Origin of the sequence: Umezawaea tangerina (assembly GCF_003002815.1) — a bacterium.
GTDB classification, from domain to species: Bacteria; Actinomycetota; Actinomycetes; order Mycobacteriales; family Pseudonocardiaceae; genus Umezawaea; species Umezawaea tangerina.
The window spans coordinates 64753-77834 of sequence record NZ_PVTF01000001.1 but is presented as its reverse complement, the minus strand read 5'-3'; the positions used below and the strand labels follow the sequence as shown (position 1 = coordinate 77834).

The 13082-nt window shown below is 70.0% G+C and carries 12 protein-coding genes and 1 pseudogene; 4 read left to right on the top strand and 9 right to left on the bottom strand.

All coding sequences use genetic code 11. The annotated features are described in order from the left end of the window. Positions 1-126: 126 nt before the first annotated feature. The 3 genes and pseudogenes from CLV43_RS00350 to CLV43_RS49025 all read left to right on the top strand — a co-directional run. Complete coding sequence (locus CLV43_RS00350) at positions 127-681, top strand: DUF3455 domain-containing protein (RefSeq protein WP_106184939.1); 555 nt, start codon at positions 127-129, stop codon at positions 679-681. Between the two features lie 61 nt (positions 682-742). Further along, complete coding sequence (locus tag CLV43_RS00345) at positions 743-1426, top strand: SDR family oxidoreductase (RefSeq protein ID WP_106184938.1); 684 nt, start codon at positions 743-745, stop codon at positions 1424-1426. A gap of 592 nt (positions 1427-2018) precedes the next feature. Continuing rightward, a pseudogene (locus tag CLV43_RS49025) lies at positions 2019-2677 on the top strand (IS5 family transposase); the annotation flags it as partial. 229 nt (positions 2678-2906) lie between these two features. Here CLV43_RS49025 and CLV43_RS00335 read toward each other — a convergent pair. The 9 genes from CLV43_RS00335 to CLV43_RS00295 all read right to left on the bottom strand — a co-directional run bounded on the left by CLV43_RS00335 (position 2907) and on the right by CLV43_RS00295 (position 12414). Then, positions 2907-4214, bottom strand: coding sequence for an amidohydrolase family protein (locus tag CLV43_RS00335; RefSeq protein WP_106184937.1), 1308 nt, complete (start codon positions 4212-4214; stop codon positions 2907-2909). Between the two features lie 114 nt (positions 4215-4328). After that, a complete protein-coding gene (locus tag CLV43_RS00330) occupies positions 4329-5486 on the bottom strand; it encodes a sensor histidine kinase (RefSeq protein ID WP_245886040.1) in 1158 nt (385 codons plus the stop codon). 328 nt (positions 5487-5814) lie between these two features. Then, positions 5815-6903, bottom strand: coding sequence for a nitric oxide synthase oxygenase (locus CLV43_RS00325; RefSeq protein ID WP_245886039.1), 1089 nt, complete (start codon positions 6901-6903; stop codon positions 5815-5817). 222 nt (positions 6904-7125) lie between these two features. Further along, a complete protein-coding gene (gene trmB / locus CLV43_RS00320) occupies positions 7126-7779 on the bottom strand; it encodes a tRNA (guanosine(46)-N7)-methyltransferase TrmB (RefSeq protein WP_245886155.1) in 654 nt (217 codons plus the stop codon). Between the two features lie 105 nt (positions 7780-7884). After that, positions 7885-8379: a hypothetical protein gene (locus CLV43_RS00315; RefSeq protein WP_245886038.1), complete on the bottom strand. Its 495-nt coding sequence runs from the start codon at positions 8377-8379 to the stop codon at positions 7885-7887. 458 nt (positions 8380-8837) lie between these two features. Continuing rightward, a complete protein-coding gene (locus CLV43_RS00310; RefSeq protein WP_106184932.1) occupies positions 8838-9740 on the bottom strand; it encodes an ABC transporter ATP-binding protein in 903 nt (300 codons plus the stop codon). A gap of 39 nt (positions 9741-9779) precedes the next feature. Further along, a complete protein-coding gene (locus CLV43_RS00305) occupies positions 9780-10532 on the bottom strand; it encodes an ABC transporter permease (protein ID WP_106184931.1) in 753 nt (250 codons plus the stop codon). A 204-nt stretch (positions 10533-10736) separates the two neighbouring features. Beyond that, a complete protein-coding gene (locus tag CLV43_RS00300; RefSeq protein WP_106184930.1) occupies positions 10737-11498 on the bottom strand; it encodes an ABC transporter permease in 762 nt (253 codons plus the stop codon). 4 nt (positions 11499-11502) lie between these two features. Further along, entirely contained in the window at positions 11503-12414 is a 912-nt protein-coding gene (locus tag CLV43_RS00295) for an ABC transporter ATP-binding protein (RefSeq protein WP_106184929.1), read from the bottom strand. A 219-nt stretch (positions 12415-12633) separates the two neighbouring features. On the opposite strand from CLV43_RS00295, the gene CLV43_RS00290 reads away from it, so the two are divergent. Continuing rightward, positions 12634-13068 carry a PPOX class F420-dependent oxidoreductase gene (locus tag CLV43_RS00290; protein ID WP_106184928.1) on the top strand — a complete coding sequence of 145 codons (435 nt, stop codon included), beginning with the start codon at positions 12634-12636 and terminating at the stop codon, positions 13066-13068. Positions 13069-13082: the final 14 nt, after the last annotated feature.

The window sequence follows — 13082 nt, the reverse complement described above, 5'->3', positions numbered from 1 at the left end:
GGGCGCATCCTGTGTCCCAGGCCACTTCCGCGCTGAACTTGAACCACTCCAGAACACCGCACGTGTTGTCGGTGGCTGCACCGCGGACAGCCGGTTCCCCCAACGGCCATCCCACAGGAGTGCGAAGTGAAGCGCATCAAGCTCATCGGACTGACCCTCGGCGCCATCGCGTTGGCGGGTGCGACGACGGCGTGCGGCGGCGACGCCACGGCGGGCACCGCCCTACCGTCTTCGGACGTCAAGGTGGCCGACACCCCCGTCGCCGCCGCCGTTCGGGTCCCGGACGGCAACAAGCTCGTCGGCAGGTACGAGGCCGGCGGTGTCCAGGCCTACACCTGCACCGCCGGCGCGTGGAAGCTCCTCGAACCCGCCGCCACCCTGGTGGACAAGGACGGCAAGCCGATCATCCTGCACTCCCGCGGCCCGGTCTGGGTGTCCACCGTGGACGGCAGCGCCGTCGACGCGACCCCGGTCGAGGGCGGCAAGGCCGACCGGCCCGACGCCATCCCGGAGCTCCTCCTCAAGACCAAGACCACCCGCGGCGACGGCCTGCTCGGCGGCGTCACCTACGTGCAGCGGCTGAACACCGAGGGCGGCGTCGCCCCGGCGGGCACGTGCCAGCCGAACGCGCAGCTGTCCGTTCCCTACCGCGCGCTCTACACCTTCTACGCCACCGCGTGACGGCGGATCGTCCTGCGGTTCCACCGAGCCGCAGGACGATCCCGCCCCTTAGGGTTCCGGTATGTCACCCGTCGCTTTGATCACCGGGGCGTCACGCGGCATCGGCGCCGCCATCGCCCGCTCCCTCGCGGACACCCACCAGCTGCTCCTCGGCGGCCGCGACTCCGCCGCCCTCACGTCCCTCGCGGCCTCCCTCCCCGACGCCCGCACCTGGCCGGTCGACATCACCGACCCCGCCGCGCTCGCCGAGGCCACCGCCGACATCGACAGCCTCGACGTGCTCGTGCACAGCGCGGGCATGACCGAGCTCGGCCACGTCGCCGACGCCACCCCCGACGTCTGGCGCCGCACGTTCGACCTCAACGTCTTCGCCGTCGCCGAGCTCACCCGCCTCCTCCTCCCGGCCCTCCGCTCGGCCAAGGGCCACGTCGTCCTCATCAACTCCGGCGCGGGCCTGCGCGCCAACCCCAACTGGGGCGTCTACGCCGCCAGCAAGTTCGCCCTGCACGCCTTCGGCGACTCGCTGCGCGCCGAAGAAGACCGCGGCGGCCTCCGCGTCACCTCGGTCCACCCCGGCCGCGTCGACACCGACATGCAGCGCGACGTCCGCGCCCAGGAGGGCGGCGAGTACGAACCGCAGTACTACCTCGAAGCGGACTCGGTCGGCCGCGCCGTCGCCGCCGCCGTCCACGCCAGCCCCGACGCCCACCTCACCGACATCGTCATCCGGCCACGGGCGCACTAGGCGGGGCGGTCGTCGGGTTTGGCTGCAGTAGGTGTGGTTTCTGGCTGGTGTCGGGTCTTCGGTGGTGCTTGGCCGGTACCGGCGCATCGCTGGAGCTGGTCGCGGTCCTGGCTGACGCGGCGTGCTGCTTTGGAGCTGGCAGGCTCGGAGTCGTTGCCTGCCGGACCCGCGGTGCTTCGGGAGGACTTGCAGCCATGTCTTGGCGGGTCGGCGTTCACCCGACCAGCGGGACTTTCAGACCTCCACACGAGCCCCGGAGCACGTCGGCCCTCTCCGCGCAGGTCACCCGCCCTCGCGCCACCACCACGAGTTGTCCACAGCCTCGAAGTTGTCCACAGCTCCCCGCCCGCCACCCCCACCAGGCCTCCCACCTCGATAAACTGGCCCAGGGCTGTCCCCCTGGGTCGGGCGGGGTCTGTATCGGGGGCGGTGGTGGTGATCTTGATGGATGTCTCGGTGTACTGCGGTGGCGGTCAGCCGGTCGGCAACCGCGTTCCCGATGTCCCTGGGGTCGGCACGGCAAGGTCATCAGGACCGGCCTGAGCGCGAGCCGGTCGGCGCGGGATACGTGAGCCCTGCTTTGACGTTCTCTATGCGGCAGGCCAGGCGGATCTGCCCGACCTGGAAGGGGCAGCAGCCTCCGTGGATCGTGTCCGACGAGTTGTGGGCACGCATCGAGTCGTTGCTGCCGGTCGCCTGACACGACCCTCGTCACCCTGGTCGTCCTCGACTGGATGACCGCACAGCGTTGTGCGGCATCCTGTTCGTGCTGTACACGGCCATCTCCTGGGAGTTCCTGCCGCAGGAGTTGGGGTTCGGGTCGGGCATGACCTGCTGGCGGCGACTGCGGGACTGGAACGAGGCCGGGGTCTGGCAGCGCCTGCACGAATCGCTGCCGGCCGAGTTGAACGGGGCCGGTGCGTTGGACTGGTCGCGGGCGGTGATCGACGACTCCCACTTGCGAGCCATGAAGGGCGGCCCAAAACCGGACCGAGCCCAGTCGACCGTGCCAGGCCTGGCTCGAAACACCATCTGATCACCGAGGCGCACGGCATCCCGTTGGCGGTGTCGCTGACCGGCGGCAACCGCAACGACGTCACGCAACTGATGCCCTTGACCCGAGCCGTCCCCGCGATACGGGGCCGTCGCGGTCGTCCGCGAACGGAGCCGTCGCCACCGGTGGGAGACCAATGGTGGGTCGATCGCACCTTGTGCGAGGAACGGCCCTACGCCTTCGGAACCGAACGCCGTGATGGCTGCACATCGATAGTCACCACTGCGGTGAGCGGTCGGCCAGCCCGCAACCGCGTTCCCGACTTCCTGGGTCGGCACAGCCAGGCCACCAGGACCGGCTTGAACGCGAAGCCGGTCGGCGCGGGATACGTGAGCCCTGCTTCGACGCCCCTATGCGGCAATCCAGGCGGATCTGCCCGACCTGTAAGCGAATGGCGTGAACCCAGCGGGTGGGCCAGCCCGCAGATCAGCCCCGCAGGCGAGCCGCGACGGCGCCCACCGCCGCCTGAGCCTCCGCCCGGTCCACCCGCGTGCTCTCCCCGCCGGCCACGACCTGCTCCCCCGCCACCCACACGTCGAGCACCCGCCGGGAACCCGTGGCCCACACGAGGTTCGCCAGGATCTGGTCGTCGGGGGCGTCGAGGCCGGTGGCGAAGGCGGGGTCGTCGACGTCGATGTGGACGAGGTCGGCCCAGTGGTCGGGGGCCAGGGTGCCGATGTCGGTGCGGCCGAGGGCGGCGGCGCCGCCGCGGGTGGCGAGGAGGAGGGCGTCGGCGGCTTTGACGGCGGAGGCGTCGAGGGCGGTGACCCTGGCGAGGAGGGCGGCCAGGCGGGCTTCTTCGAAGAGGTCGAGGTCGTCGTTGCTGGCGGGGCCGTCGGTGCCGAGGCCGACGGGGACGCCCGCGTCGAGGTAGGCGCGGAGCGGGGCGATGCCGGAGGCGAGCTTGGTGTTGGAGCCGGGGCAGTGGGCGACGCCGACGCGGTGCTTCGCGTAGATGGCGATGTCCTCGGCGGACAGGTGCACGGAGTGCGCGGAGAGCACGCGGCCGTCGAGGACGCCGGCCTGTTCCAGCAGCTTCGGCACCGAGCCGTGGGAGGCGCGCTGGGCGGCGTCCTCGTTCGGGGCCTCGGCGACGTGGATCTGGGTGAGGGCGCCGCGCTGCCGGGCAGCGGCGGCGAGCTCGCCGAGCACCTCGGGTGCGAGCATGTACGCGGAGTGGGGGCCGTAGCCGAGCTCGACGCGGTCGCCGGGGCCGAAGCGGAGGCCGTCGGCGTCGATCCACTTGTCGATCGCCTCGGCCATCGGGCGCCACGGCATGCCGGGCAGGTCGAGCACGGCGATGCCGACGACGGTGCGCGAGCCCGCGGCCAGCGCGGACTCGACGAGCTGTTCGGCGTGGAAGTACATCTCGGCGCTGGTGGTGACGCCGTTGCGCAGCATCTCGACGGCGCCGAGGAGCATGCCGGCGCCGCTGTCCTGCGGGGTCATCTTGGCCTCGTTCGGCCAGATCGCCTCCTGCAGCCAGCGCAGCAGCGGCAGGTCGCCGCCCAGACCGCGGAGCACGGTCATCGGGCTGTGGGCGTGCGTGTTCACGAGGCCGGGCATGAGGATGCCGGTCAGCTCGCGCCGCTCGCCGTCGAACGCGGGCGCGGTGGCCGCCGGTCCGACGTGGGTGATGCGGCCGTCGTCGGCCACGTCGACCACGGCGTCCCGCAGCACGCCGCAGGTCGGATCGCAGGGCAGGACCACCGGGGCGTGCAGGCGCGAGGACATGGGGCAAATCCTGCCCGGTCTGGTTTGGTCCCGCACGGACCGGGTATCCGCTCGTCACCAGACCTGTCTCCACCGAGGGGCCCGGCGCGATGACGCGTCGGGCCTCTTGAACGCTCAGGTCGTGATCGGGATGCTGGCCCGCACTTCCCAGCCGTCACCGGGCCGCGTGCCCGCTGTGAACGTGCCGCCCAGCAGCTCGACGCGTTCGCGCATGCCGACCAGCCCGTACCCGCCCGACCCGCCGATCGGCACCTGCCGGGTGCCGCGGCCGTTGTCGGCGACGCGCACGTGCACCGCCCCCTCCTTCGTCGACACCGACACGTCCACCCGGCTCACGTCGGAGGCGTGCTTGCGCGAGTTGGTCAGCGACTCCTGCACCAGGCGCAGCACCGACCGCTCGAACTCCGGCGGCACCTGGTCGGACAGGTCGAACTCCAGGTGCACCGGCAGGTTCGACTGGTCGGCCACGGCCCGCACGTCGCCCGCGAGGTCGCTGGTCGAGTCGACCGCGCCGTGCCCGGCGAGCTCGGAGCCGCGCAGCGTGCCGACGAGCCTGCGCATCGCGGCCAGCGCCTCGGTACCGCTGTTGGTGATCACCGGCAGCACCTCGCGGGCCGCGTCCGGGTTCAGCTCGAGCACGGCCTCCGCGGCCTGCGAGTGCACGACGATGCTGGTCACGTAGTGCGCGACCACGTCGTGCAGCTCCCGCGCCAACGCCATCCGCTCGGCGTGCTGCGCCTCGAGGATCTCGGCCTCGACGCCGCGGCTGCGCTCCCGGTCGCGGGACCGGAAGTACAGCCCCGTCCCCACCGAGAGGACCAGGATCACGCCGCCGCCGATCAGGTCGTCGGGCAGGCTGGTGGACTCGTACCCCTGCAGCTCGAAGTAGTCCGGCCGGATCAGCTTCGCCGCGACCACCGTCGCGATGAGCAGGACGACCCCGATCGCCGCCCGCGCCCTCGGTGCCTGCCGGACGAGGATGGCGATCAACGCCATCAGCGCCGCCGTCTCGGTGAAGCTCAGCCCGCCCAGGATCTGCGGGGTGCCCGCCTGGTTCACGATCCTGAGCAGCACCGAGCTGGCCAGGATGGCCGCCGCCGTGACCAGCGCGGTGTCGAACGGGCGGCGGGGCGACAGCACCGCGAGGACGCACACCACGATGGAGCCGGGGATCTGGAGCAGCCGCGCGGGGTCGCCGGACCAGACGGACACGGTCTCCAGGAACCCCAGGAACAGCAGTGCCAGGACCAACGGCCACTGGCGTCTGGCCAACGCTCGCCAGTCCAACTGTGAGCTCTGCACAAGGAGCCACCGTAGGACCTGGAGGCTGAGAGCGCGTCCGCCCCCGGTCGGGTGCGGCATCAGCCGGAAGGCTGACCCGGACCCCTGCGGAAATACCCCGCTGGCCGATGTCGGATCACCCGGTGAGGGGTGATTCTGGAGTGGCGAGGTTCGGGGAAACGGAGGACGTCATGTTCACGGTTATCGCTACGTGGTTCGGCGCTGTCGTCGGCTTGCTCATTCTGATCCTGATGGCCCTATCAGGCGTGATGGTCGACTCGCAGCGCTGAGGAATCCGCCGGGAATTACCGGCTTGTAATTATCGCGAATCGTCGGAGTGCAGTCCGCTCGAGCGGTCGTTGTGGTGCCTGAGGAGTTCCGCCAAACGACCGGGGGACTGGGGTCGGGTGGTTTCGCTTTCCGATGCGGAAAATCGCGCGGGGCCACCGGTGCGCGCTCGTTGCGCCGAGCCGGGGTCGAGGCGGAACGTCGGCCGGTTGCCGCTGTGCCGCTGCCGGGCGCGCAGCCACGACAGCCGGTGCTGCGACTCGGCGTGGTGGTCGGTGATGGTCACCTCGGCGCGGTCGAACGAGTGCAGCACCGCGCGGTTCAGCTCGACGACGGCGCGGTCGCGCCACAGCGTGCGCTCGGAGGTCGTGTCCAGGCCAAGCGCTTGCGCGACGGGTTTGGCGGCGGCGTAGCCGTTCTCGTCGCCCAGGCTGCGGGTGCCGATCTCGGACCCGACGAACCACGAGTTGAACGGCGCCGCGGGGTAGCTGACGCCGCCGATGGACAGCCGCATGTTGCCGATCACCGGCACGGCGTGCCAGCGCAGCCCGAGCCCGCCGAACCACGGCAGGTCGGGGTGCTCGATCGGCACCTCGTGCACCACCTCAGGTGGCAGCGTGAACAGCCGCGGTCCCTCGTGGGCGGTCTCCACGACGAGCGGCAGCACGTCGAACCTGCTGCGCATGGTCGGCGCCTTCCAGCCCATGCCCTGCACCGCGTCGGTGAACGCGGCGTAGCGCGGGTCGCCGATGCCGTCGGAGTACCCGGCGTACCGGATGAGCTGCTCGTTCCAGACGCACGGGCCGGGTCCGGACGGCGAGTCCGGCGCGAACACCGTCACCAGCGGGCGGATCTCACCGCCGTTGGTGGCCAGCCGCAGGTGCTCGACGCACTCGTTGGCCACGGCGGCCGCGTTGCGCAGGCCGCGCAGGTCGCGCACCTTCAGCCTGCGCCACGGCAGGCCGCTGGTGCACCAGCCGCTGTCGCGCATCGCGATCCGCGCGCCGTAGGACAGCTCCTGGGTGGTGTGCCGGTAGGTACCGGTCTGCGCCACTTCCGCACGCACGGCCGCCAGCCGGGTGCCGATGGCGCCCGCCTCGGGGTGTGCGATGTGGAACATGCGGAGGAAACCCTCCGCGGCATCGAGGTCTGGTGCCTCGGGGAGCGCTCTGACTCCGTTGTGGACTGCGGTCACGGTCGGTAACCGTAGTTGCGGAACGTCTTTACTCGTCACTGCCAGACGGGGCACTCCGGGTGATCAACAAGCACCACCCGATCAAGCGATCCCGAAACCCTCAGTGGTGGCACATCGACCACTGAGGGTCGTGACTTGAGTACACGGTCAGGTGAGCGTGTTCCGGAGGAACATCAGATCGTGGCTGATCCGGTCCTCCTCGACCGCGCGCTGTTCGAACTTGGTGATCGGCCGCCACTCCGGTCGCGGTGCCCACCCACCGGGCTCGTCCGCGTGCGGGTTGTCGAGCTTCGGCTCAGCCGAGCAGACCGCCATCATCTGGTCGGCGTAGTTCTCCCAGTCGGTCGCGAGGTGCAGCATCCCGCCGGGCACCAGGCGCGAGGACAGCAGCGAGATGAACTCCGGCTGCACGAGGCGGCGCTTGTGGTGCTTCTTCTTCGGCCACGGGTCCGGGAAGAAGATCCGCACGCCGGACAGCGAGGCCTCGGGCACGTGCTCGGTGATCAGGTCGACCGCGTCGCCGCGCAGCAGGCGCAGGTTGTCGACCTCGAGGAGCTCGGCGCGCAGGATCAGCATCGCCAGGCCGGGCTTGTAGACCTCGACGGCCACGTAGTTCACGTCCGGGGCGTCGGCGACCAGCTGCGACGTGGTCTCGCCCATGCCCGAACCGATCTCCAGCAGCACCGGCGCGTCCCGCCCGAACCACCCGGTGAAGTCCACCGGACCGGCGGGCAGCTCCTTCACGTCCCGCCCGAGGCGCTCCCAGTGCGCGTCCCACGCCTTCTGCTGGCCGACCGTCATCCGCTCGCCGCGCTGGACGAAGCTGACGATGGACCGGTGGTTCGGCGGGGTCTGCTGGCTGGGGGTCACGACCGCACAGCCTACAAAGCCCCGCCGAAGCACACGTCAGGCGATGTTCTCCAGGTCCTCGATCTGCTCGCGCAGGTCGGCCGCGGTGAACGCGATCGGCTGCTGGAGGCCCGGCCCCCGGTGCACGGGGAGCAGGTCGACCCAGCCGGGGTGCAGGTCGGTGAACTGGACCGTCGTCGGCTCGGAGGGGCCGTACACGCCGCTCTCCGACGGCACGAACTCCCAGTAGCCGACCTCCCCCTCCGACGCCCAGGGCACGTAGACCCAGCCGGGTCGGGAGATCAGCAGCGCGGTCACCTCGTCCTCGACCGCGAAGCCCGCGGCGCGGGAGGGCAGCTTGCCCCGGTGCAGCGCTCTGAGCCACCACGGGGAAGGCGGGTTCTGCGTGACGGTGTGCACGGCGCGGAACAGCGACAGCACCTGTTCCTCGTCCGCGCGGTGGATCCACGAGCGCCGGTGGTCGGCGGGGCTCAACGCGAGGTCAACCGTGTTCGTGGACTCGATGGCGTGCGACCATTCGAGACCGACCATCGGCTCGACCCGCACACCGTGTGCGCGGGGTCGGGCGTTCTTGGCAACCGGGGATCCGGCTACCGGGTTGGGGTCAAGCACCGTCACGGGTTCACCTCCGCGGAGTTCCTAGACGGGGGATATCCGATCGCGGACGCGGCCACACCTGGTGAGCACCGCGCTGTGCCAGGGCCTGCGTGCGATCCGTACCTCCATCTGAGCCTGTGCGGAGGCCGTTGTCATGGAGCTGTGCCGGAGTTCACGTGCTATTAACGGATGTCTTACGCCTGACCTGTCCGGTGTCCTTCTTGAAACATGTCGGACATCGATTATTCGTGGTGAGACCCACTGTGTGAAAGGCACCACTTTCAGGTTTGAAGTGCGAGAACGCGGTTTTCCAGGGGTCGCCCGGAACGTCGTGGAGCCGTGCGGTCGGACGTAATCCGCCGGTCGTGAGCGCGCGTTCGGGTGAGGGGTGCTCACGCTCCGTGGTACTCCACCGACTCCTTGGTCAGCTGCATGAACGCCTCCTCCAGCGAGCCGCGCGTCGGGCTCAGCTCGTGCAGCACGACGCCGTTCGCGGCGGCCAGCTCACCGATCGACGCGGGGTCCATGCCGTGCACGACGAGGGCGCCGTCGACGGCGTCGTCGGTGACCGCGGCGGAGCCGTCGAGCAGCTCGCGGAGCTTGTCGGCGTGCGGCGACCGGACCCGGACGCTGTCCTCGGTGGCGTCCTTGATGAACTGGTCGGTGCTGGTCTGGGCGATCAGCTTGCCCCTGCCGATGACGATCAGGTCCTGCGCGGTCTGCGCCATCTCCGAGAGCAGGTGGCTCGACACCAGCACGGTCCGGCCCTCGCCCGCGAGGCGGTGCATGAACTGGCGGATCCAGACGATGCCCTCGGGGTCGAGGCCGTTGACGGGCTCGTCGAACAGCAGGACCGAGGGGTCGCCCAGCAGCGCGCCCGCGATGCCGAGCCGCTGCGCCATGCCGAGCGAGAAGCCGCCTGCGTTGCGGTGGGCGACGGCGGTGAGGCCGACCATCTCCAGCACCTCGTCGACGCGCTGGTAGGAGATGTGGTTGGACTTGGCGAGCCAGCGCAGGTGCGAGCGGGCCGAGCGGTTGGGGTGCACCCACTTCGCGTCGAGCAGCGCGCCGACCGTGCCGAGCGGGCGCTTGAGCTCCACGTAGGGCTTGCCGTCGATGAGCGCGCGGCCCTTGTTGGGGGTGTCCAGCCCCAGGATCATCCGCATGGTGGTCGACTTGCCGGCGCCGTTCGGGCCGAGGAAGCCGGTCACGCGGCCCGCCTCGACGGTGAACGACAGGTCGTCGACGGCGACCGTGGTGCCGTAGTGCTTGGTGAGTCCCGCAGCTTCGATCATGACCGCTCCGATCGGGTCCGTTGTGCGTGAACGAACGAGCTAGGCGTCCCGCCGCTTGGCCACCACGAGCGCCACGACGAGCAGGCCGACGCAGATGGCGGCGAAGTAGACCAGCGACCCCCAGGGCCCGAACGGGTAGTCCAGGCCGCCGGTCTCGTTCATGAACGACTCGTTGCCCGCCGTCTGGAAGTTGGTCGAGTTCTGGAACGGCAGCCAGCGCTGGATCTTCTGGCCGAGCGTGGGGATGAGCCCGATCAGGCTCTCCACCAGCATCGTGTAGACCAGCAGGATCGCCACGGCGCCTGCTGTCTGGCGCACCAGGACGCCCACCGCGACGGCCAGCACGGCGGCGAGCGCGAACACCAGGCCGGTGCCCGCCACGTTGCGCCACTCCGCCGAGGAGTTGATCGCCATGTCGGCGTCGGGCTTGATCAGCGTGCCGATGCCCCAGGAGCCGAACGCCACGGCCTCGCCGACAACGCCCGCGAGCAGCGCCACGACGGCGGTCTTGGCCAGCAGCGCCTGCACGCGGCCGGGCACGGCGAGGAAGGTGGCCCGGATCGTGCCGAACCTGTACTCCGTCGTGACGGCCAGCGCGGCCATCACCATGATCACGACCATCCCGAAGTTGCTGAACCCCTGCGACACCGACACGGTCAGCGGGAACCGGTCGTCGGTGTTGGCCGAGATCAGCGCGGCCATGCCGATGGTGATCACCATGGCCAGCGCCATGCACCACCAGGGCGAGCGCGTGCTGAAGAGCTTGATGCGTTCGACGGCGAGCAGGGTCACTGGTTCACTTCCCGGTCCTTGGGGCGACTGCCGCGGTGTTCCGGACAACCGTCGCGCATTCCGGTGATCTTCGCGATCCGAGAACGTTGAAGGAGCCCGGACCACCACCCCGAGAGGTGATCCGAGCTCCTTCTCCCCCGTTCCGACCGCGAGCGACCCCGATGCGCCCGTGCGGTCGGATCCGTTCATCCCTACGCGTCCCCTTTACGCGTCCCGCCGCTTCGCGACGACCAGCGCCACGACCAGCAGACCGACACCGATGGCCGCGAAGTAGGCCAGCGATCCCCATGGGCCGAACGGGAAGTCCAGTTGCGATCCGGCGCCCGGTCCGTCGGTGACCGGTGCGCCGTCCGCGGTCCGGAAGTTGTTCGCGTGCATGAACGGCAGCCAGCGCTGGATCTTCTGGCCGAGCGTCGGGATGAGCCCGATCAGGTTCTCCACCAGCATCGTGTAGACGAGCAGGATCGCGACCGCCCCCGCGGTCTGCCTGATCAGGATGCCCACCGCCACCGCGAGGAGCGCGGCGATCATGAACACCAGGCCGGTGCCCGCGACGTTGCGCCACTCCGCGGTGGAGTTGATCGCCAGGTCGACGTTCGGCTTGATCAGCTTGCTGATCCCCCACGACCCGAAGGCGACGACCTCGCCCACGACGCCGGCGAGCAGCGCCACGACGGTGGCCTTCGCGACCAGCGCCCCGGTGCGGCTCGGCACCGCGAGGAACGTGGCCCGGATCGTGCCGAACCGGTACTCGGTGGTGGCGGCCAAGGCGGCCATCACCATGATCACGACCATCCCGAAGTCGGTGAAGCTCTGGGTGACCGCCACGTTGAGCGGGAACTGGTCACCCGTGTTGGCCGCGATCAACGAGGCCATGCCGACGGTGAGCGCGATGGCCAGCGCCATGCACCACCACGGCGAGCGCGTGCTGAACAGCTTGATGCGTTCGACTGCGAGCAGAGTCATCGATTCACTTCCCGATCTCGGCGTGGTACTCGACGGAGTCGCCGGTCAGCTGCATGAACGCCTGCTCCAGCGATCCGCGCTGCGGGCTCAGCTCGTGCAGCACCACGGCGTTGGCGCCCGCGATGTCGCCGACCTGGTCGCTGGTCGCCCCGGTGACCGACAGCGAGCCGTCGTCGTCGGTGCGGACCGTGTACCCCTTGTCGACCAGGAGCGGTCCGAGCTTGCTCGCCTGCGGGCTGCGCACCAGGACGCTGTTCTCCGTCGCCCGCTCGATGAACTCCGTCGTGCTGCTCTGCGAAATGATCTTGCCCTTGCCGATGACCACCAGGTCCTGCGCGGTCAGCGCCATCTCCGACAGCAGGTGGCTCGACACCAGCACGGTGCGCCCCTCCGCCGCCAGGCCCTGCATGAACTGCCGGATCCAGAGGATGCCCTCCGGGTCCAACCCGTTCACCGGCTCGTCGAACAGCAGCACCTGCGGGTCCCCCAGCAACGCCCCCGCGATGCCCAACCGCTGCGCCATGCCCAACGAGTAGCCCCCGGCCCGCCGCTTCGCGACCGCCGTGAGCCCCACCATCTCCAACACCTCTTCGACCCGACGCGCGGGCAGCCCGTTGGACTTCGCCAGCCACTGCAGGTGCGCCCGCGCCGAGCGGTTGGGGTGCACCCACTTCGCGTCGAGCAGCGCCCCGACCGTCCGCAGTGGACGGTCCAGCTGCGCGTAGGGCTTCCCGTCGATGAGCGCCTTGCCGCTCGTCGGCCGGTCGAGCCCCAGGATCATCCGCATGGTCGTGGACTTGCCCGCGCCGTTGGGCCCGAGGAACCCCGTCACCCTGCCGGGAGCCACGGTGAACGACAGGTCGTCCACCGCCACCGTGTTCCCGTACCGCTTGGTGAGGCCGATCGCCTCGATCATGATCTCTCCCCTGGCGGCGCCTGCCGCTTCCCCTGGTTGATGGATCACAGCCTGCCGCTCCGCAGGGGTCGGACACATCGGTCTGTAGTTGATTGTTCGGTGCGACTTCAGTCTTACTGTCCTCGATACCTCGGTCGTAGCAATCAGTGGTGACCCTGAGTCGCCCCCTAGGCCTTTGCCGATTTTTCTCAGGGACGGAGGCCTCTACGGTGTTCGGTCATGGGTTACACCGACGCTCCTGAGGGCTGGTGGCGCGAGTTCATCTCCGCGGCACCAGCCAAGACCGGCAAGCTCGCCATCGTCCGCAAGGACGGCTCCCCCCACGTCTCCCCCGTGTGGGTCGACCTGGACGGCGGCACCCTGGTCTTCACCACCAACACCCGGTCCATCAAGGGCAAGGCCATCGCCCGCGACGGCCGCGTCTCCATCTGCTTCGACGACGAACTCCCCCCGTTCTCCTTCGCCACCATCAGCGGCACCGCCCAAATCGACGACAACCGCGACCAGGTCAAGTACTGGACCGGCCGCATCGCCGCCCGCTACATGGGCGACCACCGCGCCGACGAATTCGCCGAACGCAACGGCGTCCCCGACGAGGTCGTAGTCCGAGTCCGCGACATCAAGGTCGTAGCCAAACTCGACGTAACCGACTAACCCCACCCCCACCC

Coding starts and splice junctions, on each gene's coding strand:
- CLV43_RS00345 (WP_106184938.1), top strand. CDS start 743: ATGTCACCCGTCGCTTTGATCACCGGGGCGTCACGCGGCATCGGCGCC.
- CLV43_RS00335 (WP_106184937.1), bottom strand. CDS start 4,214: ATGTCCTCGCGCCTGCACGCCCCGGTGGTCCTGCCCTGCGATCCGACC.
- CLV43_RS00325 (WP_245886039.1), bottom strand. CDS start 6,903: ATGTTCCACATCGCACACCCCGAGGCGGGCGCCATCGGCACCCGGCTG.
- trmB (WP_245886155.1), bottom strand. CDS start 7,779: ATGACGGTCGGCCAGCAGAAGGCGTGGGACGCGCACTGGGAGCGCCTC.
- CLV43_RS00315 (WP_245886038.1), bottom strand. CDS start 8,379: ATGGTCGGTCTCGAATGGTCGCACGCCATCGAGTCCACGAACACGGTT.
- CLV43_RS00310 (WP_106184932.1), bottom strand. CDS start 9,740: ATGATCGAAGCTGCGGGACTCACCAAGCACTACGGCACCACGGTCGCC.
- CLV43_RS00300 (WP_106184930.1), bottom strand. CDS start 11,498: ATGACTCTGCTCGCAGTCGAACGCATCAAGCTGTTCAGCACGCGCTCG.
- CLV43_RS00295 (WP_106184929.1), bottom strand. CDS start 12,414: ATGATCGAGGCGATCGGCCTCACCAAGCGGTACGGGAACACGGTGGCG.
- CLV43_RS00290 (WP_106184928.1), top strand. CDS start 12,634: ATGGGTTACACCGACGCTCCTGAGGGCTGGTGGCGCGAGTTCATCTCC.